Genomic DNA, 21,117 nt, shown 5'->3' on the forward strand with positions numbered 1-21,117 from the left:
CATGCTCGCCCTCGGCGGCCACCGCCCCTCACTGCCAGGACGGCCCGTCAAACACCCACGGAAACGTCAGTAGAGCCCAGAAAGTACGGGTTTGCGTCTCCTCGGCAAGGGAACGCACTGCCTGCTCGGCAAGGGAGCTCACTGCCGCGGCCGGCGCCACCCGATCGTCTTGGTCTCGGTGTATTGGGCGAAGCCTTCGATGCCGCATTGCCTTCCGACACCGCTGTTCTTGTATCCGCCGAACGGAGCGTCGGCGCCGTAGTACATGCCGCCATTAACACCAATTGCGCCGGTCCTAATCCGCCGTGCGATACCCATAGCCCGCTCGGATGAGGCCGAGACCACCGCACCGGCCAGACCGAACGCGCTGTCGTTGGCGATCCGCACCGCCTCGTCGTCGTCATCGAAGGGCAGCATCACCAGCACCGGGCCGAACACCTCGTCCTGGGCGATCGATGAGCCCGGATCAGCCCCGACGATCACGGTGGGTGCGACGAAGTGCCCGCCACGCAGATGCTCGGCCAACCCGGACGGCTCACCGCCGCCCACTGTGATCTGCGCCCCGCCGCGGCGAGCACCGTCGATGGCATCGAGCACACGTTGTTTGGCCGCCGCGCTGATCAACGGGCCGACCAGTGTCGTCGGCAGCGCCGGATCACCCACCGGGACCGCGCCGAAAGCCATCGTCACGTTCGCGACCGCCTCGTCAAACAGGCTCCGGTGCACCAACATCCGCGTGTTGGCCGCGCAGGCCTGGCCGGCGTGCACGCAGGCCCCGATCGCGCCGGGGATGATGTGGCCGGGCTTGGCGTCGTCGAGAACGATCATCGCCGACTTGCCGCCGAGCTCCAGGAAGGTGCGCTTCATGGTGTCGGCCCCGACGCGCATCAGGTGCCGGCCGACTGCGGTCGATCCGGTGAAGGACACCATGTCGACCCGCGGATCGGTGCCCAACTGCCCGGCCACCTCGTTGTCGGGCGTGGGCACCACATTGACGACGCCGGGCGGCATGTCGGTGCGCTCGGCGATCAGCCGGCCCAGCCGGGTCGCGTTCCATGGGGTGTTCGGATCGGGTTTGAGGACCACGGTGTTACCGGCCGCCAACGCGGGACCGAGCTTGTTGAGGATCACCTCGATCGGGAAATTCGAGGGCGTGATCGCGGCAACCACGCCGACCGCTTCCTTGACCACAGTGCGCGCGTTGCGCTCACCGAACAGACCGCCGCCGTCGAGCGTGCGCTCCCATTCGAACTCGTCGATCAAACGGGCCGGGTATCGCAGCGCGTCGGCCAGCGGCCAGTCGAGTTGGGCGTTTTCCGTCGTCATCACCGGGCAGCCGACCTCGGCGATCAATTCCTCACGCAGATCGTCCTTTTCGGCTTCGATCGCGGACTGAAGCTGACCCAGCACCCGCTGACGTAACCCGCGGTTGGTGCTCCAATCAGAGTTGTCGAAAGCACGCCGGGCCGCCCCGATCGCGGCGTCCATGTCCGGCGCACCCGCGGCAGCCGTCGTCCCGAGCACCAGGCCGGTGGCCGGACTGCGGTTGTCGAACTCGACACCGGACGCCGAGGCCACCAGCTCACCGTCGATCAACATGCGTTTCTCGGCGCGGCCGGCCGCGCGGCGACCGATCTCCACACTGGTGACGGCCTGGTCCACGACTTCGCTCACGCCGACAACTGTAACACTTACAGTACGATGGTCAGCAGTTCTCCACCTGCACCGGAACCCCGGTCAGCCACGACATACCGGCCAGCGCCTCGACATCCGTCGGATCACTCGACATCAACTGGTTGACGTTGGCACCGCCGGCCTGATTGGCCAACCGCCAGCCGCCTTTTCCGTTGTGACCCCACCCATGCGGGATGGCGACGGTGCCGCGCACGATGTCTTCGGTGAGCGACAGCGCAAGCTCGATCTGCCCGTAGGGCGAGCGCACTCGCACCTCGTCACCGTCGGACAGGTGCCGTGCGGCGGCATCGTCGGCGTGCATGAGGGCTCGATGAATCCTGTTGCCACGCATGAGCAACGGCGCGTTATGCAACCACGAGTTCTCCGACCGTGGCTCCCGCATGCCGATCATGCGCAGTGGAAAGCCCTCGGGCGCAACGCGTCGCGACATCGCGGCGATCTCGGCAGTGATCTCCTCGTGCGCGAGCCGTACCCGGCCCTTCGGATACACCACGACTTCACCGAGCACGTCGGTGCGGATGTTCGGTGCTACCACCACACCATGCGGATGCTGCTCGGCCAGGCGACGGAAGGTCAGGCCGCCGCGGCGCAAGCCGAAGCGGTCACCGCCCTCGGCCATCCGGATCATGGCGTCGATCATCGGCCGCGGGCTGAGCCGTTTGCCGCGCCGTGCAGCCCGCTTGGCGGCCAGCTGTATCGCAGCGAAAACCGGTGTGCGCACACGCATCCTGCTGATCAGGTCGATGACGATGTCCCATTCGGTGCGGGCCTGACCACGCGGCGCCACCACCGGGTCGGTGGCCTGACGAAACGGGGTGGCCTGGAACATCTGGAACGTCACGGCGAAATCGTCACGCTCGTACATCGTCGTCACGGGCAGCACGTAGTCGCAGTGCGCGGTGGTCTCGTTCACGTAAAGGTCGAGGCCGACCGAGAGTTCCGTCGCGTCCAGCGCCTCTTCCAACTCGTGGCCGTTGGGCACCGACAGCACGGGGTTGCCGGCGCCGATGAACATCGCCTTGACCTGGCCCTCTCCCGGCGTCGTGATCTCCTTGGCCATGAAGGCCGCGGGTTCGGCGCCGATGACCAACGGGAACCCACCGACCCGGGTGCGTGCGGTTCGGTAGCTGCGGCGCAACGAGGCACCCATGGCCATCGATCCCCACTTCTGACCGGGAATCCCCAACGTGCTGAACACGCTGCCGCCGGGGGTGTCCAGGTTGCCGGCGACGAGATTGACCGCATCGAGCAGATAGGTGGTCAACGTGCCGTTGCGCCCGACACAGGTGCCGAGCCGGCCGTAGACCGCGGCCCGCTCGGTGGTGGCGAGATCGCGGGCCAAGGCGCGAACCCTGTCGGGGTCGATGCCGGTGTGTTCCAGGGTGCGTTCCGGGGTGAAGGACGCGCACTGCTCGGACAGCCAGTCCAGTCCGTCGGCCTGGCTGCGGGCTCGTGCATTGACAAGCCCTTCGGCGAACAGCACCTGCAGGATCGACAGGAGCAGGTAGGCATCGGCATCGGGAACGATGCCGAGCCATTCGAACTGGGCCGCGGTCTCGCTGCGGCGCGGATCGACCACCACCACCCGCCCGTTCCGCTTGACGATGTCGTGCATCCGGTCTTTGATCCGGGGTGCAGTCAGGAAGCTGCCATGGGACACCACCGGATTCGCACCGAATACGACCAACAGGTCGGTACGCATCAGATCGGGTATCGGCACCGGAAACGGTGCACCGTAGAGAAATTGGTTCGCCAGCAACCGACTACTGGTGTCCTGGGTCGAGGAACTGAAGAAGTGGCTGCCACCACCGATCCCCTTGGCGAAAGCCATCGCGGCGAACAGGTGGGAGTAACTGAACGCGGCCGGGTTGCCCATGTACCACGCCACCGCCGCGGCTCCGTGCTTGCGGTGGATCGCGGTGAGTCTGGCGGCGATGTCGTCGAGGGCCGTATCCCAGCTCACCGGTTCGAAACCGTCATCGGTGCGCCTCAGCGGGGTGGTGACCCGATCCGGATCGTTGACCACCTCGGTGAAGGCGATGCCTTTCTGGCAGGCAAAGCCTGCCGAGAGCGGATGGTCCTTATCGGGGCGAAGCGCGGTCAGCCGCCCCTCCTCGACCGTCGCGATCATGCCGCAGAGCGGCTCGCAGATCCGGCAGAACGTCGGCTTGTGCTCGACGGCGTGTGGTGACATCGACACCTCGGAACGGGGGCTGGAACACGACACCAGATACGCTACTGTAAGAATTACAGTTGGTGTGCGTAGTTCGGTGATATGAGGAGCTCACGATGCAGAAAGCGCTGGCCCCTGAGATTTCGACGTGGCCCGACGCCGAACCCCGGCTGATCGGCAACCGATGCTCCGACTGCAGTGCCACCACCTTCCCGGTTCAGGCCCGCTGCCCGAAATGCTCCAGCGGCAACACTGAGGAGATTAACCTGCCGCGCGAAGGCACCCTCATCGCCTGGACCACCCAGGGCTTCCCACCCGGGCCTCCGTACAAGGGGCCGGCCGGAAAAGACTTCGTCCCGTTCGGCGTCGGTCTGGTCCAGTTGGGTGACGTGATCCGCGTCGAGGGCCGGCTCACCGAGAGTGACCCGGCCAAACTGCGGTTCGGCATGGACGTCGAACTCACCATGATCCCGTTCACCACCGACGAAGAAGGCAACGAGGTTGTCACCTTCGCCTTCACCCCGAAAGGTTCCGACCAGTGACCAACGAGGTAGCCATCATCGGTGTCGGCATTCACCCGTTCGGCCGGTTCGAGGGTAAGACTGCGATGCAGATGGGCGTCGACGCGATCTTCGCCGCGGTGGCCGACGCCGGGGTGGAGTGGAAGGACATCGGCGCCGCGGCCGGCGGCAGCTGGACGGTGGCCAACCCTGATGCGATCGTCGGGATGGTCGGTTTGACCGGCATTCCGTTCACCAATGTCTTCAACGCATGCGCCACCGCGGCCAGCGCCACCAAGGCCTGCGCCGACGGGATCCGGCTCGGCGACTACGACATCGGTATCGCCGTAGGCCTGGACAAGCATCCGCGCGGAGCCTTCACCGAAGACCCGGCGCTGGTCGGCATGCCCAGCTGGTATGCCGAGAACGGCCAGTACCTCACCACGCAGTTCTTCGGGATGAAGGCCAACCGCTACCTGCACGAACACAACATCTCGCAGCGCACGCTGGCCAAGGTGGCGAACAAGAACTTCCGCAACGGCGCGCTCAATCCGAATGCCTTCCGGCGCAAGCCGATCAGCGAGGACGACATCCTCAACTCGACGATGCTCAACTACCCGCTGACCCAGTACATGTTCTGTGCCCCGGACGAAGGCGCGGCCGCGGTGGTGATGTGCCGGGCCGACATCGCGCACCGATACACCGACAAACCGGTGTACCTCAAGGCCGTCGAGGTGCGCACCCGCCGCTACGGCGCGTATGAGGTGAACACGACGTGCGCACCGGTCGAGGAGGACGTAGCGCCGACGGTGTACGCCGCCCGCGCCGCGTTCGAAAAGGCCGGCGTGGCACCGGAAGACGTCGACGTGGTGCAGCTGCAGGACACCGACGCCGGTGCGGAGATCATCCACATGGCCGAGTGCGGCTTCTGCGCCGACGGCGATCAGGAGAGGCTGTTGGCCGACGGCGCCACCGAGATCGGCGGGTCCCTGCCGATCAACACCGACGGCGGCCTGATCGCCAACGGGGAGCCGATCGGCGCCTCGGGCCTACGCCAGATTCACGAGCTCGTGCGCCAACTGCGTGGCGAGGCCGGCGACCGGCAGGTGCCCGGCAATCCCCGCGTCGGGTTCGCTCAGCTCTACGGAGCACCCGGCACCGCGGGCGCCACCGTGTTGACCCTCTGACTTGCATTTGCCGAGCAGTCGCAGATGTACCCGACACGCCGAGAAAAATGGGACATCTGTGTCTGCTCGCGGGAGAAGGGAACCCCACAATGACCGAACAGTTCAGGGACGCACCGATATTCGATGCCGACCAGCACATGTACGAAACCGGTGACGCACTCACGAAGTTCCTCCCGGAAAAGTACTCACGCGCAGTGCAGTACGCCCAGATCGGCCGTCAGACCCGCATCGTGATCAACAACCGGGTCACCGACTTCATCCCCAACCCGACCTTCGAGCGGGTCGCGGCGCCGGGCGCACACGAGAAGTTCTTCGCCGGGGAAAACACCGAAGGCCTGACGCTGCGAGAGATGCAGGGCAAGGCGATCGACGCGCCCGCGGCCACCCGCAACCCCGAGGACCGCGTCAAAGAACTCGATCGCCAAGGTGTGGTCGAGGCCCTCAACTACCCCACCCTGGGCAGCCTGGTCGAGCACTCCAGCGCCGACGATCCGCAGCTGACCCTGGCACTCGTACACGCGCTCAATGAATGGATCCTGGAACACTGGGGCTTCAATCACGCCGACCGGGTGTTTTCCACTCCGATCATCAACTTGTCGGAAGTGGATGCGGCACAACGGGAGCTGGAATGGATCCTGTCCAAAGGCGCCAAGGTCGCTCTGATCAAACCCGGACCGGTCAACGGCCTGCACGGCTGGCGCTCCCCCGCCCTTCCGGAGTTCGATCCGTTCTGGCGTGACGTGGAGGCCGCCGGGCTGCCCATCGTGCTGCACGCCAGCTACCCCCCGCTCGACGACTACGTCAACAAGTGGGAGCCGCCCTACACGCAGAACTTCATGGCGCAGAGCGCATTCCGCTGGATGGTTCTGGGCCACCGCGAGATCGCCGACATGTTGACGGCCCTGATCTGCCACGGCACCCTGACCCGGTTCCCGAAGCTGCGTATCGCCAGCGTCGAGAACGGCAGCAGCTGGATCTTCCCGCTGTTCCACGACTTCGCCGATCTGTACAAGAAGATGCCGCAGAACTTCCCCGAGCACCCACACGACGTGTTCCGGCGCAACATCTGGGTCAGTCCGTTCTGGGAGGGCTGTGTGTCCGACGTGGTGGAAACCGTCGGCTGGGACAAGGTGCTGTTCGGCTCCGACTATCCGCACCCCGAAGGCCTGGCCGAACCGAAGGGTTTCTGGAAGTACGCCGAGGGCATGGACATTCGCCGCACCTACGACTTCATGGGCGACAACGCGCGGCGCTTCATGGGCCTGCCGATCGCCAACCCCGATCCAGACGCGGTCAGACCACCGGCGATGGCCGAAGGCTGAAGCATCCGGGCCTGAAACTGCTGAGCGGCCATTGGGGTGACTCATAGCGTTCTGGCTGGAACGCCTTTTTGCCGGAATCTTGCCCTGGCAAGGTCCCGTCATCGCCGAGGTTGTTCCTGCCCCGGCCGGAGCGCACACTCTTTGTATTCAATACAGGGGATTCGCAGGCGCCCGGGGCGGATACGGTCGCGGACGCCCAGCCCAATGGGGGTGCGGCGATGGCAAACTCAACGACGACAAGATCAAGCCCGACAAGGACTCTCGCGAAGCGCATTGCATCGGGTGCAACGGCTGTCGCCGCTGCGACGATGTTCGGCATCATGGCGCCGACCGGTATTTCGCAAGCCGAACCCGGCGTCTGGGACATCGAGGATTTCGACTCCTGCACGGACATCCTCAATGACGGTCTGAATGAATCTCTGCAGGAAAAGATTGACGATACGAAAGGTTGCTGTCGGCACAGCGGCGGGGTCTGGAACGAAGGCCAGCAGAAGTGTGAGGCGCCGCCGGCCGAAGCCAGCGGTGCCGGACGGATACCACCAGGCCTCGTACCCCGCGGCGACGTGCAGGTAGCGCCGTCGACTGTCCCGCCGCCATTGGCTCCCGTTCAACCCAGCCTGGCGCCGACTGGTTAGACGCCGCCGACGGGCAACGGCGGAAGTGGCCGAGGCGCCCGCATAGTCGACGACCAGACGCAGATGTACCCGACACGCGCGGGATTTGGGTACACCTGCGTCTGCTCGCGCTAGGAAGCCTTCGCCTTCGGGGCCGAATAGTTCGGCTTACCCAGGCCCAGGACATGCTGGGCGATCATGTTGCGGAACACCTCGAGCGTGCCACCGTAGATACCGACCAGTGGGGCGAAGCGGTAGATGTACTCACTGCGGTCGTCGGCTCCCCCGTCGGCCCCGATCGGCAGTGCGGCAATCGAACCCGCGATATCCATCAGGTCCGGGGAGATATCCCGCATGGTCTGTGCGATCGCCACGCGTCCGAAAATGCTGGGCGATGACAGGGATGCCTCCAGCCGAGCCACGCTGCGCCCCAAGCGATATGCCACGGAGCCGTCGTCGATGGCGCCATTACCGCCCACCAGGGCGGCGACATTGTCGGCCGCTTCCGCCATGAAGCCGGCCTGATGCATCATGATCGCCACATCGTCGAGCCCGTCGTCGGCTGCGGCGACCGCACCGTGCTCGGCGTCCAACGGCTCACGCACCACGGTCCAGCCGCCGTTGACGTCACCGAGCCGGTACTTGTCATCGACCCGCACATCGGAGTAATAGACGATGTTGGTGCGATCACCGTCGACGGTGCGGATGCCCTGGATTTCGATGCCGTCGGAGTCCAAGGGCACCAGGAACATGGTGAGGCTCTTGTGTTTCGGCGCCTCTGGATCGGTGTTGGTGATCAGGAAGACGTACTGGCAGTTGTGGGCACCGGTGGTGAACATCTTGGACCCGTTAATGATCCATTGGTCACCGTCGCGCACGGCGCGGGTCTTGCAGGTGGCGACGTCAGAACCACCCTCGGGTTCGGTATAGCCCAGGCACATCCGGACGGTGCCGTCGAACACCCCGCGCAGCACGTCGTCACGGATCTCATCGGAAGCGAACTTGGCCACCGAACGGGCGATCATCACGGTGGTTCCCCATGTCACCCAGGGAACTTCGGCACGCCGCTTCTCGAGGATCCAGATGCGCCGCTGCACCCGGTTGAATCCGCCGTCGGCCTCGGCCTTGAACTCTCGTTCCAGATAGCCGGCCGCCCCCAGGGCCAGATGCACACCCTCGTCGAAGTTGTCGCCGGTCTCGCGATCCCGCCGGATGACGTCTTCGGTCACCACGCTCGACAGGAACTCGCGCACCTCGGTGCGGAACGCCTCGTCTTCGGCGGACAGTTCAACAGTTGAGAAATCCATGTCTAAACCTTGCTTTCACGAGCCGCGACGATCTGGCCGATGTGCACCGCCGTGGCACCCGGATCCCCGCCGGCCAGCGCCCAGCCGCGGGCCCGCACCAGATAGGCGGTGGCCGCGGCCTCTGCGGACACCCCCAGCCCACCCTGGACGTGCACCGCCATGGTGGCGGCCTTGGCGGCCTCCTCGGCCATGAACACGAACGCCGAGGGTGCCAGCTCGGGCCGCTCGTCAGGCTCGTTGTCGAGGAACCAGGCGGCCCGACGCGCCAACCCACGGCCGCTCTGGACGGTGATCGCGATGTTGGCCAACGGATGCGAAATGCCTTGCAGCGTCCCGATCGGCACGCCAAGGGTGTAACGCGTCTTGGCGAATTCTGCGGCGATGGTCATCGTCTCCTCGACCAGGCCGACCAGGGCCGAGGCGGTCAACAGACGCCATTCATCCAACGCCCGTTGGTATTCCGCCATGGCATCGGCACCACTGGCCAGCACGACCCGCGAGTCGGCGGTGGCCGGGTCCACCCAGGCCATCGGCAGCTTGCCGATATTGTCGACGCGGGCCGGCCGCGTGGAGAACTCGAGCTTCACCACATCCTGTCCGTCGCGGACGACGATGTGGTCGGCGATCGAACCGGTGGGGATCAGCCGCGCGCCGGTCGGGGCGACCTGCTGCGGGTCGAACCCGACGATCTGGGTGCCCTGCACGATCTCCTCGGACTCGCATGCGCCGAGTCGGGCCAGCAACCGCGCGGCCACCACATGATCGATCCACGGCACCGGCGCCAGCGAACGGCCGAGTTCCTCGGCCACCAGGGTCAGGTCGACGAGCGTCGCCCCGTCTCCCCCAACAGTTTCGGGCAGAGCCATCGTGGTGGCGCCCATCGCGCACAAGCGTTCCCACAGACTCTTGTCGAAGCCCGACGGCTCGGAGGCCCGCACGGCCTCGATGTCGGAATGGGTCTTGAAGAACTGCCGGTACGCGGTTTGCAGGTCGACGTGATCCTCGGACAGGCTGTAATCCAGCCTGCGTAGTTCGTAGCGGTCCATCAGCTCTCCGTCTCGTGGGCCTCGCCGAAGAAAAACTCGGCAGCATTGTTGTACAGGTAGTTGTCCAGCACGTCTTCGGGAAGATCCAGCGCCAGCGCCTCGGGCACCACACGCTGCATGCGCAGCACCGGAAAGTCCGACGCGAAGATGATTTTGCCCTTGCCCCGGGTCCGCATGAAATGCAGCAGGGACTCCGGTAGCCGCTTGGGCGACCACGCCGAGGTCATCAACCGGAGGTTCTGATACTTGATGAGCATCCGAATCGCGATGTCCCACCACGGATCCGCACCGTGGATCATGCACAGCTTAAGCTCCGGGAACCGGACACACACCCGGTCCAGGTGGATCGGATTCTGCACCTCACCCGGTATCGGCGGGCCGGGCAGGCCGGTGTTGACGCACAACGGCAGCTCGATCTCTGCGCACTTGGTGTAGAGCGGGTAGTACACCGCATCGCTGGGCGGATACTGACCGTCACCCCAGAAGCTGGGCCCCACAACGGCATACGCGACGGGGAGGTCGGCGACGACGGCGGTGAGCTCGCGCAGGGAAGCAATCGGCCGTAACAGGTTCACCCCGCCCATCGCCAGCGCGAAGCGATCCGGGTGGGCCTCGACGAACTTCCGCGCGGTCACCGACGGCTTGACCAGGGAGTCCATCAGGATTGCCCGCTGCACACCGTGGGTGTCCATCTCGTCCAGCAGTTCCGACAGGTCGATGGGGTCATACATCGACTGCGGGCCCTTGAAGTAGTCGTCGCGCACCTTCTTCATGAAGGTGGGCTGGTTCTCGGTCTCGCCGAAGTGCACATTGGCAAGACAGTCAATCACCTTGTGGGTCATACCTTCATTCCTCCGGAAGCGACGTCCTTGGCCCACCGGTAATCGGCCTTGCCGTTGCCGAGCCTGCGGATCTCATCGACAAAAAGCACCGCCTTGGGCAGTTTGAATCGGGCCAGCCGCGTCGCGCAGTGGTCGCGGAGGCCGTCGGCGTCCACCGCGCCGCGAAGCGCCACCACCGCGACAACTTCTTCGCCCCATCGCTCACTCGGTCGACCCACCGCCAGTGCATCGGCCACCTGTGGGTGTGCCCGCAGGACCTCTTCGATCTCCTCGACGAACACCTTTTCCCCACCGGTGTTGACCACCAACGAATCCCGCCCCAACAGGCGCAGGGTGCCGTCGGCCTCCAGCGAGGCACGGTCACCGGACACCACGACGCGCTCACCGGCCACCTCGGGGAAGGTTTTCCCGGTCGCCGCTTCATCGTTGAAGTAGCCCAACGGGATTCGACCGTTGCGGGCCACCCAACCGACCGCGCTGTCACCGGGTTCGAGGAACCGGGAGTAATCGTCGGCCAGCACCAAACCGCCGGCCCGCAGCTGAAACGTCTCGGCGGTCGGCGTTTCGCGCTGGGTGTGGCCGAAGCCCATGTTGCCGGTCTCCGAGGAACCGAACCCGTTGATGATGGTGATCTGCGGAATGTGTTCGAGCAGGGCCCGTTGATGTTTCGGGTTGGTGGCCGCGCCCCCGGTGCCGATCGCGAACATCGACGACAGGTCATAGGACCGTCGGCCCAACTCCTCGACGATCGGCGCGGCATACGCGTCGCCGACCATCGTCATCAGCCCGATCTTCTCCCGCTGCGCGGTTTCGAGCACCGTGCGCGGGTCGAACCGCGGCTTGGTGTCATGCAGCACCACGGTCTGGCCCGACAGCAGACCCGAGAACGCGGTCCACATCCCGGCCGCGTGCATCAACGGCGACACCGCGAACCAGGGCGGCCCGGCATGGACCACCTTGCCGTGGATCTCGCCGACCTGCTCATGGTCGGCGCCGTTCATCGAGGAGACATAGATGTCGCCCTGACGCCACATCACGCCTTTGGGCCTGCCCGTCGTGCCGCCGGTGCACACCATCAGCAGGTCGTCCGGCGACGCCGGGCCGACACGCTCTGGGTCCCCCTGCGCCAGAGCGTCTTCCAGTGTCAGCGCTCCGGGCAGCTTGGCGCCGTCGCCGTCATCGACAGAGATCAGCAGCTCGGCGGTGCTGTGCGCGAGCACGTCGGCGAATTTCGCGCCCAGGGAGCGGTGGTAGATCACTGCCCGTGGTTTCAAGTAGGCCAGCAGATCGGCCACCTCGCCGGGTGTGTAGTAGTAATTCACGTTCACCGGCACCGTGCGCGCCTTGAGACAACCGATCACCATCTCGGGGTACAGATCGTTGTGCATCACGAGGGCGACGACGTCCTGACCGCATTCCCAGCGATTGAGGTCCTGACGCTCGCGGTGCGCCCCCAGCCCGGCCGAGGCCAGAAAGTTCGCCAACCGGCGGGTCCGCTCTGCCCCCTGCGCGAACGTGGTGCGGCGCGCGCCACACACCGTCATCTCCCGGTCGGGCACCGCCTCGGCGATGGCGTCGACGACGGCACCGATGGTCCATTCGGCCATCGCGGGCTACGCCGGCACCGTCAGGTGTGCGACCCCGGGTGCGACGCGGTGCACGTCACCGAGAAGTTCGAGAGCGTTGTCGCGCATGACCTTTCGGGTGTCCTCGAGACTGAACTCGGGGAACTGTGGAATGTCGGCGGTGAACGTGGTCGGATCGGCCAGACCCTCGCCGTGCGGCCAGTCCGAACCGAACAGGATCTTGTCCACCCCGATCGTATCGGCCAGCAACTTCACGTCGTCCTCGTAGTAGGGCGCGATCCAGACGTTGTTGCGTAGCTGCTCGACCGGATCCTCTTTGAAGTGATACGGCGCGTTGTTGGCCGCCTTCTTCAGGCGCTTGATCAGCCGGTACACGAAGTACGAGCCGTTCTCGATGCTGGCCACCTTGAGCTTGGGGTGCCGGGTGAACACCTGGTGCACGATCATCGAGGCCATGGTGTCGTGGATCGCGCGATCGTCCATGATGACCATGTCCAGTGGATCCCGCTTGCCGAATCCCTTGAACACGCCGGTGCCGCCCCACAATGCCGGGACCGCCATGTATCCGGAGTCCGACAGGTGGAAGACGACGGCGACTCCGGCCTCGGCCAGCCGGGCCCACACCGGATCGTGCAGCGGGTCACCGAGTGAGCGCGGCCTGACCGCCCCGGGCACCGGCGCCGGCCGCACGCACACCAGCTTCGCGCCGCGGCCGATCACGAACTCGACCTCCTCGACCGCCTTGTCCGGGTCGGCCAGGGAGATAATCGGCGCCGACACGAAGCGACCGTCGGGCCGGTCGAAACCCCAGTCCTCATCCAGCCACAGGTTGAAGGCGTGCACCGAGGCCATGGTGGCCTCGATGTCATGCTTGAGGCCCTCTTCCACACCGCACGCGAAAGTCGGGAGCATGAACACGGTTTCGAGGCGTTGGCGATCGAGCACCTTGAGCCGGGCGTCCCGGTTCTGATACTCGGGGTGTTCGGAAAGCCGGTCGACCTTCATCAGTGACGCCGGGTCGACGCCCTCGGGGATCTCGCCGCGGAACAGCAGATCCAGGCAGCCCGGCTCGATGATCGGGTCGAAGGTGGGGTTGGGGATGAAGTGGTTCACCGTGCCACCCATCACCGCCAGGGTCCGCTTCCCGTCCTGCACCATCTGCACGCCGCGGCTGCGGAACTCCTTGGGCAGATGCCGGGTGAACGCGTCGATCGGTTCGTAGTAGTGGTTGTCGACGTCGACGGCCAGATACGGAAGCCGTTCGGGAGCTTCGGTCATGTCATCAACCTTCTTTCAAGGGCGGGAAGTTCGGGGGCCGTTTTTCGAAGAATGCGGTGATGCCCTCGATGAGGTCGGGACGCACCATGGACTCGTGCATCAGCTTTTCGGCGCGATCGCTGACGTCGACGACGTCGTCGAGGGCGTCGCCGTAGAGTTGGCGCTTGATCACGGCCATCGATGCCGGTGAGCAGTTCCGGGCCAGATCCTCGGCGTATTCCAGCGCTCGCGGCAATAGATCATCCGGCGCCACAACCTCTTTCACCAAGCCGAGCTGCGCGGCTTCCTCGGCGAGAAACGTCCGGCCACTCAGCAGCAGATCGGCCGCGGCACCCCAGCCGGCCAGTCGCGGCAATATCCAGGTGATGCCGTATTCGCCGATCAACCCGCGACGCGGGAACGCGGTGGCGAATTTGGCACCGGCCGCGGCAAAGCGCACGTCGCACATCAAGGCGTGGGTGAGACCGATGCCCACGCACGCCCCGTTGATCGCCGCGATCACCGGCTTGTTCAGCGTGGTGAGGAAGTGCGGGTGCCGTTCGCCGACGATCTTGCTGACATCGGTGTCTTCACTGATGGATTCGCCGAGTGAGGCCATGGCGCCCATGTAGGCACCGGCGCAGAATCCCCGTCCGGAACCGGTCAGCACGATGGCCCGCACCGCCGGATCCGCTTCGGCGCGGTCGAAACTCGCGTACACGCCGGCCGAGATGTCCGCACCCCAGGAGTTCAGCCGATCCGGGCGATTGAGCATGATGATCGCGACCCCGGCGTCGGTGACCTCATACCGCACCGCCTCGGTTCCCACATCGTCGGCGAGCGTCATCCGCCGAACACCTCCCGATACCGCACCAGCCGTTCAGACATACATACTGTATACCTATCGGTAGTGCATTCCGCAAGCCCCGTGGAAGCGCGTCGACCTGCACAAAGACGACTCAATCGTCGATCAAACCGAGCTTTCGATAAGCGGTCTCGATCTGGGTCTTGGCGACCTCGGGCAACAGCACCTGCGGTGGACGGGAATGGGGATAGTCACCGATCGGCAACCCCAGCACGGACGCTGCATGCTTGAACGCCCCGGCCCAGTGGGTGAAGTAGTCGGCCCGGCCCGGGTAACAGGTGAACCACGAGCCCATGTCCAGACCGAACTGGTCGAGTCCGGATTCCCGGCCGTAGTCCATCGCTTCGATCAATCGGTCGGCGTACACCAGGTCCCAGTACTCGGTGAAGATACGACGCTGCGGGGTCTCGTAGAGATATCCGGCCGTGCCCAGCTGTGCCGGGCAGACGATGCCGTCGCGCAGCCAGCCGGCCCGGTACACCGTGGTATCGCATTCCCAGACCGCCAGATACGGCGCCAGTTCGTGCAGTCTGCGGCTGGCCGCCGGCCGGAACGCACCTTCCTTCGTTGCGCACACCGCCGGGATCTCCTCGGCGATCCGGGCGCTCTCGTCGGGTGTGAGCACGTAACCCGAGGACGGCGAGTTGAACATCCCCAGGGCGATGTCGGTGCGGTCGGCGATGTAGCGGAAGAATCGAAGGACGCCCTCGCCACCGTGGGCCTCCATCATCGGTGTCTGGATGTAGACGATGTCGGCGCCCGCCTGTTGCGCGTGCAGCGTCAGCTCCAGACAGTCCTTGGCCGATGTGGCCGCGGTGCAGGCCTGAACCACGACCGCGGGGTTGGCCCGGCGCCCTTCGTCGATGGCCACTTCCAACAGCTGTTTGCGCTCGGCGAGGGTCAGCGCCCAGAACTCGGCCAAACCGCTGGTACACCAGAGCATCTGGTGACCGAGGTCACCGGCACAGTAGCGCACCAGGTACCGGTAGGCCGCCCAGTCGATGTCGTCACCGTCAGTGCCGCAGAAGGGCGTGTACAGCGAGTCGCCGATACCACGTAGCGCAGTACGAGCCCAGTCACGTGCCTCGGATGCCGTCGCCATGAGCCCTCCTCAGATGTAGTCGCTACCACCATCGACGTTGACGTTCGCCCCGGTCATGTATGAATTTCTCTTGGACGCGAGAAATGCTGCGACAGGACCGATTTCGCTGGGCAGGCCGGCGCGTGGCAAGTGAGCTGGATGACCGAAGTGCTCGTCGATGGCAGCCATCAGCGCGTAAGGATCGTCGCCGTCGACGCCCACGGTATCGGCCCAGCCCCGCAGGGCCTCTGACGAGATGCTGCCCGGGGACACCACATTGACCATGATCTCGTCCTTGGCGAGCAACAGCGAGAGGTTCTTCGACGCACTGTTCAGCGCGGCCTTGGCCGCGGTGTAGGCCGGCAGCCGCGTGCTCTGCCGCTGGGTGGAGTGCGCCGAGAAGTTGACGACGCGAGCCCATTCGGCGTTGCGCAGCAACGGAAGCGCCGCCCGCACGCAGCGCACCATCCCCATCAGACCGGAGTCGAACGCCTCCTGCCACTGATCGTCGGTCAACTCCTCGAAGTTGCCGGCGGCACCGGGGCCAACCGTGTTGATCAGCGCGTTGAGTTCACCCCAGCGCTCCCCTACCTCGGCGAACGCCCGGTCGACCTGTGAGCCGTCCGAGGTGTCGGCGACGATCGCGATGGCCTCCGGCGACCCGATCCGTGCGAGTTCGGTGGCCGCGGCATCGAGTACGTCACGCGAACGTCCGACGATCGCGATCCGGGCGCCGTCCTCGGCCAGGCACTGCGCCGTCGCGAAACCCATGCCCCGGCCACCGCCGACGACAACGGTGGCCGCACCTGCGAATCCGAGATCCATGGCCTAAATATCTCCCCCGGTCGCTCCGCCCCTGCCCGCCGGACTCAGGAACCGGTCCAGTTGGGGGCGCGCTTCTCGGCGAACGCGATCGCGCCTTCCTTGGCGTCGTTCGAAGAGAACACCGGGCCGAGCAGTTCGCCCTGCTTCTTCCACATCTCGTCGGACGACCATTCCGAGGACGACGCGATGATCTCTTTGGTCACCGCGACTGCCAGCGGCCCGTTGGCGGTGATTCGATCGGCGAGCTCGAGCGCACCGTCGAGCGCGGCACCGGGTTCGGTCAGCTTGTTGACGAAGCCCCACGCGGCGGCCTCCTCGGCGGTGAAGCTGTCACCGGTGAGTGCGAGTTCCATCGCCTTCTGGTACGGGATGCGCTGGTGCAGTCGCAACAGGCCACCGCCACCGGCCACCAGACCGCGCTTGACCTCCGGGATGCCGAACTTGGCGACCTTGGACGCCACCACGAGGTCGGTGGCGAGGACGAGTTCAGTACCACCGGCGAGCGCGAATCCCTCGACGGCGGCGATCAGCGGCTTGCGTGGCGGACGCTCGGTGAAACCAGCGCCGCGCCCGGGTACATAGGGCAGCTCCCCCGCAGCGAACGCCTTGAGGTCCATGCCGGCGCAGAAGTTTCCGCCCGCACCGGTGAGCACCGCCACCGACAGCTCAGCAGTGTCGTCAAGCTCGTCCATGGCGTCGGCAAGACCCTGAACCACCGCCAGGTTGAACGCGTTACGCGCTTCCGGACGGTTGATCGTGATGATGAGTGTTCGACCCCGACGCTCTGTGAGAACTTCGTCCGACATCAATGCCCCTTTTACTCGCAGCCCAATAACCGCCGAAAAGCCTACTATAGGGATTACAGTACTGCGATGGCGGCTCGCCGGCGATAGCCGAGCGACGCCGCGGCACCCACGCTGAACGGCACACACAGAAGGGCTACCGGTAAGGTTGACAGCGACAAGCCCCCGCGACACGCGCGCATAGGCGCAGTTCAAGTGGTAGCCGACGGTAAATTCACCTGCGATTGACCCGCGGCGCAGGGACGGCTCGGACAGTATCGACTTCGATGGAGGTGCCCGCAGTGGCAAAGCAACCGACCGCGGAGAAACGCCAACGGCGCGAACGCGGGTCCATCAATCCCGACGACATCATCAAGGGCGCCTTCGAACTCGCCGAACAGGTCTCGATCGACAACCTCAGCATGCCGCTTCTGGGCAAACATCTGGGCGTCGGCGTCACGAGCATCTACTGGTACTTCCGCAAGAAGGACGACCTGCTCAACGCGATGACCGACCGCGCCCTGCGCGAGTTCGTCGTGGCCACCCCCTATGTCGAGGCCAAGGATTGGCGCGAGTCACTGGCCAACCACGCCAGGACGATGCGAAAAGCCTTCATCGCCAATCCGATTCTGTGTGACCTCATTCTCATCCGGTCCGCGCTGAGCCCCCGCGCCGCCCGCCTGGGCGTCCAGGAAATGGAAACCGCGATCTCGGGCCTGGTGGAAGCCGGACTGTCGGTCGAGGACGCCTTCGACACCTATTCGGCGGTGTCGGTGCACGTGCGCGGATCGGTCGTGCTGCACCGGCTCTACGAGAAGAATCGGGCCGACGACAACGCGCCGGGTTATTACGAAGAGAGCATGGTCATCGATCCCGAGGTGACCCCACTGCTGGCGCAGGTCACCAGCGAGGGCCACCGCATCGGGGCGGCCGACGAGAAGAACTTCGAGTACGGCCTGGAATGCATTCTCGACCATGCGGCCGCCCGGATCGACGCCAACGCCGGCAAGGCCGCGAAAGGTAAGCGCAAGTAGGCGCCTTCTGACCTGGAGCCGCATCCCGGCTGCTTCTGGCACTTTCACCAACCCACGTCGCCCGGACCTGCTCTCGTCCGGGCGTTTTCGTGCTCCGCCAGACTCACTCGATCGGTTGCGTCATCGCCTATTGTTACATTGACAAATGTAACAGTCTGTGGTGACGTGAACCGCGTGACTGCAGTTGCCTCACCCGACCTACCGGCGGTGCCCACCGAGCGTTCCCGGCGTGCCGTGGTCGCGGCGGCCATCACTCGGTGGACGTTGGGCAATCTCACCGGCGTCATCCCGATGAATCGTTCCGGGGTGTGGTTTTCCCGCGGGCTGATCGCCACCATCATGGGGACATTGGGAACGATGCCCGACGGCACCAGGGTTGTCCCGGTCCGCCAGCGCGGCGTCCGTGGCGAATGGGTGCTCGGGCCCGGCGTGGAGTTCGGCACACGCGCTGGGTATTACGTGCATGGCAGCGCGTACGTGATCTGCTCGGCGCGGACACACCGCAAGCTCGTGGCACAGCTGTCCGAGGCCACCGGCATGCCGTTCTTCTCGGTCGACTACCGATTGGCACCCGAACACCGATTCCCCGCTGCCGCCGAAGACGTCGAGTCCGGCTATCGCTGGTTGCTCGATCAGGGATATGCCGCATCCGATGTCGTGATCGCGGCAGACTCCGCCGGTGGACACCTCACCTGCGACCTGCTGCTCGAGCATGCCGACGAACCCGGTTTCCAGCCCGCCGCGGTGGTGCTGTTCTCTCCACTGATCGACCTCACCATGGAGCTCGCACTGCAACAGGAAACGGTGCGACGCGATCCGGCCATGTCCGCCATCGCCGCGCGGGAACTGGTCCGTCTCTACACCACAGCCCAGAACCCCGATCAGCCGCGGCTGCGCCTTTCCTTCCGAAAAGCAGATCGCCTGCCGCCCATGCTGATCCAGGTGGGCGAGTTCGAAATGCTCAGCGCGGACGCGCGCCACCTCGACGCCGAGGTGAGAAAGGCTGGCGGGACGAGCATCCTCGAAGTCTGGCCTGGCATGGTGCATGTGTTCCAGGCCTTGCCACGACTGGCACCCGAAGCCGGACTGGCGCTGCGCCGGGCAGCATGGTTCATCTCCTCCGCCCTGAGGAAGCCCGATACCCACATGGAGGTGTCCTGATGTTCGGAATCGACATGCTGCTCAACGCGTTTCGCGGTGACCGGCGCTGCACCAACGCGAAGTCGGTGGTGACCGGTGCAGGTAGCGGCATCGGCCGATCGTTCGCGCTCGAGCTCGCCCGGAGGGGTGGCGAGGTCGTCTGCGCGGATATCGATGGTGACCGGGCGGACGAGACGGTGGAGCTGATCGGTGAACTTCCCACCGGGAAGGGCCACGCGGTGGTCTGCGACGTATCGGATCGCAGCGCGATCGAGCAGTTGGCCAAGCAAGCCAACAGCGTCTTCGGCGGCCCACCGACGCTGGTGATCAACAACGCCGGCGTCGGTGTCGGCGGTAAGCCCGTCGGCGCCATCGGATTCGAAGACTGGGACTGGGCGCTCGGAATCAACCTGTGGGGGGTGGTGTACGGGTGTGAGGTGTTCACACCCATCCTGCGCGAGGCCGGCCGCGGCGGGATCATCAACGTGGCCTCGGCCGCGGGATTCGCCGCCGCCCCGTCGATGGCTCCGTACAACGTCTCCAAGGCGGGCGTGATGTCACTGTCGGAGACACTGGCCGCCGAGCTTGCCGGTGCAGGTGTCGCGGTCACGGTGCTGTGCCCGACGTTCGTGAAGACCAACGTCTTTCAGGACGGCCGCATCACGCCCGGCTCCATGAATCTCAGCCAGCAACTCGCCCGGTGGACCGGACTGTCGCCGGACAACGTGGCCGCCCGCACCCTCGACGCCCACGACGCCGGCCGGCTCTACGTGGTGCCCCAGATCGACGCCACCGTCATCTGGCACCTGAAGCGGCACTTCCCCGGTCTCTATGTCCGCGGCGCCGGATTGCTCGGCCGCGTTCTACCCAAAGACTGACGCCTCCGGACACAACTGAACCGCTATTTCGAGAAGGGACGCACCATGGCGATGGATCTCGACAACATGCTGCAGATGATCAAGGACCGGCAGTGGGCCCTGGTCGACATCGACTGGGACGCACCGGGAGCCGAGCTGATCGAGCCCGAGCTGCATGCCAAGCTCAAGCCGTTCATGACCGACCTGATGTGGATCGAGAACGTCGGCGCCCGGGGCTTTGCCGCCCTGGCGAAGAAAGCACCGAATCCGACCCTCAAGAGCATCTACGAGCATTTCCACGCCGAAGAGCAGAAGCACGCCAACGCCGAGCTGGCCTTGATGCGCAGATGGGGCATGCTCGAAAACGACGAGATCCCACCGCCGAACGTCAACGTCCAACTGGTCATCAACTGGCTCGACAAACATTCGGACGGAATGGGGCTGACGTTCCTCGGCACAGTCATCCCCATGCTCGAGGTGGCACTGGACGGGGCACTCATCAAGTTCATCACCGACGAGGTCAAGGATCCGGTGGCCCAGGAGGTGTTCAAGCGGATCAACTCCGATGAGTCCCGACACCTGGCCGTCGACTTCGAGGTGATGGACATACTGGGCCATGCCGATATGCGCAAGCTGCTCATCGAGCTGGTGGGCGGGTGGATCAAGCCCACCTTCCTGGTCGGTGTGCTCAGCTACTTCCCGTTGCTGAACAAGATGCGCGACAACATCGTCGAGATGGGCGTCAACGAGGACCGGCTGTACCAGGCGATGCGTAGATTCCAAAGTGTCGGCGAGCGAAGCGAATTCGCCCGGCGCCTGCCGATGTACCGGATCATCTCGTGGCAGAGCCGCAAGGTGATCGACCGGACCTCCAAGTATCACTGGCTGGCCGATTCCCTGGTCAAGATCACCGGCGTGATCCCGATGTCTTTGGTCCAGAACACCCCGACCTGGTCGCAGGAACTGACCTACGAACCCGTCGCCTGAAGGGACCAATCGACGAG

The 21,117-nt window shown here is 65.2% G+C and carries 19 protein-coding genes; 8 read left to right on the forward strand and 11 right to left on the reverse strand.

What is annotated here, in order from left to right; translation table 11 throughout:
• Positions 1-138 precede the first annotated feature (138 nt).
• Complete coding sequence (locus tag A5699_RS19390; protein WP_067772442.1) at positions 139-1,674, reverse strand: aldehyde dehydrogenase family protein; 1,536 nt, start codon at positions 1,672-1,674, stop codon at positions 139-141.
• 31 nt (positions 1,675-1,705) lie between these two features.
• Positions 1,706-3,889: a molybdopterin-dependent oxidoreductase gene (locus A5699_RS19395; RefSeq protein ID WP_067772446.1), complete on the reverse strand. Its 2,184-nt coding sequence runs from the start codon at positions 3,887-3,889 to the stop codon at positions 1,706-1,708.
• A 95-nt stretch (positions 3,890-3,984) separates the two neighbouring features.
• On the opposite strand from A5699_RS19395, the gene A5699_RS19400 reads away from it, so the two are divergent.
• The 4 genes from A5699_RS19400 (at position 3,985) to A5699_RS19415 (ending at position 7,512) form a co-directional block, all read left to right on the forward strand.
• On the forward strand, positions 3,985-4,410 hold the full coding sequence (locus A5699_RS19400; protein WP_067772449.1) for a Zn-ribbon domain-containing OB-fold protein: 426 nt from the start codon (positions 3,985-3,987) through the stop codon (positions 4,408-4,410).
• Positions 4,407-5,555 carry a thiolase family protein gene (locus A5699_RS19405; RefSeq protein WP_067772452.1) on the forward strand — a complete coding sequence of 383 codons (1,149 nt, stop codon included), beginning with the start codon at positions 4,407-4,409 and terminating at the stop codon, positions 5,553-5,555. Before A5699_RS19400 ends, A5699_RS19405 begins: the two co-directional genes overlap by 4 nt.
• Before the next feature lie 89 nt (positions 5,556-5,644).
• Positions 5,645-6,877 (forward strand): amidohydrolase family protein, encoded by a 1,233-nt coding sequence (locus A5699_RS19410; RefSeq protein WP_067772455.1) that lies wholly within the window; start codon positions 5,645-5,647, stop codon positions 6,875-6,877.
• A 308-nt stretch (positions 6,878-7,185) separates the two neighbouring features.
• The gene (locus A5699_RS19415; RefSeq protein ID WP_067772457.1) at positions 7,186-7,512 is read left to right on the forward strand and encodes a hypothetical protein; all 327 of its coding nucleotides are present in this window, start codon (positions 7,186-7,188) and stop codon (positions 7,510-7,512) included.
• A 110-nt stretch (positions 7,513-7,622) separates the two neighbouring features.
• Here the strand turns inward: A5699_RS19415 and A5699_RS19420 are convergent, their stop codons facing one another.
• The 9 genes from A5699_RS19420 to A5699_RS19460 form a co-directional block, all read right to left on the reverse strand.
• Positions 7,623-8,798, reverse strand: coding sequence for an acyl-CoA dehydrogenase family protein (locus A5699_RS19420; RefSeq protein ID WP_067772459.1), 1,176 nt, complete (start codon positions 8,796-8,798; stop codon positions 7,623-7,625).
• A 2-nt stretch (positions 8,799-8,800) separates the two neighbouring features.
• Entirely contained in the window at positions 8,801-9,844 is a 1,044-nt protein-coding gene (locus tag A5699_RS19425; RefSeq protein WP_067772462.1) for an acyl-CoA dehydrogenase family protein, read from the reverse strand.
• A complete protein-coding gene (locus A5699_RS19430; RefSeq protein ID WP_067772467.1) occupies positions 9,844-10,686 on the reverse strand; it encodes an amidohydrolase family protein in 843 nt (280 codons plus the stop codon). The genes A5699_RS19425 and A5699_RS19430 overlap by 1 nt, the downstream gene beginning before the upstream one ends.
• Positions 10,683-12,293 carry an acyl-CoA synthetase gene (locus tag A5699_RS19435; protein WP_067772470.1) on the reverse strand — a complete coding sequence of 537 codons (1,611 nt, stop codon included), beginning with the start codon at positions 12,291-12,293 and terminating at the stop codon, positions 10,683-10,685. The genes A5699_RS19430 and A5699_RS19435 overlap by 4 nt, the downstream gene beginning before the upstream one ends.
• A 6-nt stretch (positions 12,294-12,299) precedes the next feature.
• Positions 12,300-13,550, reverse strand: coding sequence for an amidohydrolase family protein (locus A5699_RS19440; RefSeq protein ID WP_067772473.1), 1,251 nt, complete (start codon positions 13,548-13,550; stop codon positions 12,300-12,302).
• Positions 13,551-13,554: 4 nt separating this feature from the next.
• Positions 13,555-14,376, reverse strand: coding sequence for an enoyl-CoA hydratase (locus A5699_RS19445; RefSeq protein ID WP_067772476.1), 822 nt, complete (start codon positions 14,374-14,376; stop codon positions 13,555-13,557).
• Positions 14,377-14,488: 112 nt separating this feature from the next.
• Positions 14,489-15,496, reverse strand: coding sequence for a dihydrodipicolinate synthase family protein (locus A5699_RS19450; RefSeq protein ID WP_067772479.1), 1,008 nt, complete (start codon positions 15,494-15,496; stop codon positions 14,489-14,491).
• Positions 15,497-15,505: 9 nt separating this feature from the next.
• A complete protein-coding gene (locus A5699_RS19455) occupies positions 15,506-16,300 on the reverse strand; it encodes an SDR family NAD(P)-dependent oxidoreductase (RefSeq protein WP_067772482.1) in 795 nt (264 codons plus the stop codon).
• Between the two features lie 44 nt (positions 16,301-16,344).
• The gene (locus tag A5699_RS19460; RefSeq protein WP_067772484.1) at positions 16,345-17,106 is read right to left on the reverse strand and encodes a crotonase/enoyl-CoA hydratase family protein; all 762 of its coding nucleotides are present in this window, start codon (positions 17,104-17,106) and stop codon (positions 16,345-16,347) included.
• A 263-nt stretch (positions 17,107-17,369) separates the two neighbouring features.
• Between A5699_RS19460 and A5699_RS19465 the strand changes: the two genes are divergently transcribed.
• The 4 genes from A5699_RS19465 (at position 17,370) to A5699_RS19480 (ending at position 21,100) form a co-directional block, all read left to right on the forward strand.
• Positions 17,370-18,116, forward strand: a complete 747-nt coding sequence (locus A5699_RS19465) for a TetR/AcrR family transcriptional regulator (protein ID WP_197508336.1) — start codon at positions 17,370-17,372, stop codon at positions 18,114-18,116.
• Between the two features lie 174 nt (positions 18,117-18,290).
• On the forward strand, positions 18,291-19,277 hold the full coding sequence (locus A5699_RS19470) for an alpha/beta hydrolase (protein ID WP_067772560.1): 987 nt from the start codon (positions 18,291-18,293) through the stop codon (positions 19,275-19,277).
• Positions 19,277-20,134 (forward strand): SDR family NAD(P)-dependent oxidoreductase, encoded by an 858-nt coding sequence (locus A5699_RS19475; RefSeq protein ID WP_157561343.1) that lies wholly within the window; start codon positions 19,277-19,279, stop codon positions 20,132-20,134. Before A5699_RS19470 ends, A5699_RS19475 begins: the two co-directional genes overlap by 1 nt.
• Positions 20,135-20,179: 45 nt before the next feature.
• On the forward strand, positions 20,180-21,100 hold the full coding sequence (locus A5699_RS19480; protein ID WP_067772487.1) for a reductase: 921 nt from the start codon (positions 20,180-20,182) through the stop codon (positions 21,098-21,100).
• Positions 21,101-21,117: the final 17 nt, after the last annotated feature.

Source organism: Mycobacterium sp. E802, assembly GCF_001666875.1.
Classification (GTDB): Bacteria; Actinomycetota; Actinomycetes; order Mycobacteriales; family Mycobacteriaceae; genus Mycobacterium.

Bases quoted from the DNA above. Each gene is read 5' to 3' on its own strand.
- A5699_RS19410 (WP_067772455.1), top strand. From the start codon at position 5,645: ATGACCGAACAGTTCAGGGACGCACCGATATTCGATGCCGACCAGCAC.
- A5699_RS19465 (WP_197508336.1), top strand. From the start codon at position 17,370: ATGGAGGTGCCCGCAGTGGCAAAGCAACCGACCGCGGAGAAACGCCAA.
- A5699_RS19415 (WP_067772457.1), top strand. From the start codon at position 7,186: ATGTTCGGCATCATGGCGCCGACCGGTATTTCGCAAGCCGAACCCGGC.
- A5699_RS19445 (WP_067772476.1), bottom strand. From the start codon at position 14,376: ATGACGCTCGCCGACGATGTGGGAACCGAGGCGGTGCGGTATGAGGTC.
- A5699_RS19460 (WP_067772484.1), bottom strand. From the start codon at position 17,106: ATGTCGGACGAAGTTCTCACAGAGCGTCGGGGTCGAACACTCATCATC.
- A5699_RS19440 (WP_067772473.1), bottom strand. From the start codon at position 13,550: ATGACCGAAGCTCCCGAACGGCTTCCGTATCTGGCCGTCGACGTCGAC.
- A5699_RS19480 (WP_067772487.1), top strand. From the start codon at position 20,180: ATGGCGATGGATCTCGACAACATGCTGCAGATGATCAAGGACCGGCAG.
- A5699_RS19420 (WP_067772459.1), bottom strand. From the start codon at position 8,798: ATGGATTTCTCAACTGTTGAACTGTCCGCCGAAGACGAGGCGTTCCGC.
- A5699_RS19450 (WP_067772479.1), bottom strand. From the start codon at position 15,496: ATGGCGACGGCATCCGAGGCACGTGACTGGGCTCGTACTGCGCTACGT.
- A5699_RS19435 (WP_067772470.1), bottom strand. From the start codon at position 12,293: ATGGCCGAATGGACCATCGGTGCCGTCGTCGACGCCATCGCCGAGGCG.
- A5699_RS19395 (WP_067772446.1), bottom strand. From the start codon at position 3,889: ATGTCACCACACGCCGTCGAGCACAAGCCGACGTTCTGCCGGATCTGC.
- A5699_RS19455 (WP_067772482.1), bottom strand. From the start codon at position 16,300: ATGGATCTCGGATTCGCAGGTGCGGCCACCGTTGTCGTCGGCGGTGGC.
- A5699_RS19430 (WP_067772467.1), bottom strand. From the start codon at position 10,686: ATGACCCACAAGGTGATTGACTGTCTTGCCAATGTGCACTTCGGCGAG.
- A5699_RS19400 (WP_067772449.1), top strand. From the start codon at position 3,985: ATGCAGAAAGCGCTGGCCCCTGAGATTTCGACGTGGCCCGACGCCGAA.
- A5699_RS19425 (WP_067772462.1), bottom strand. From the start codon at position 9,844: ATGGACCGCTACGAACTACGCAGGCTGGATTACAGCCTGTCCGAGGAT.
- A5699_RS19475 (WP_157561343.1), top strand. From the start codon at position 19,277: ATGTTCGGAATCGACATGCTGCTCAACGCGTTTCGCGGTGACCGGCGC.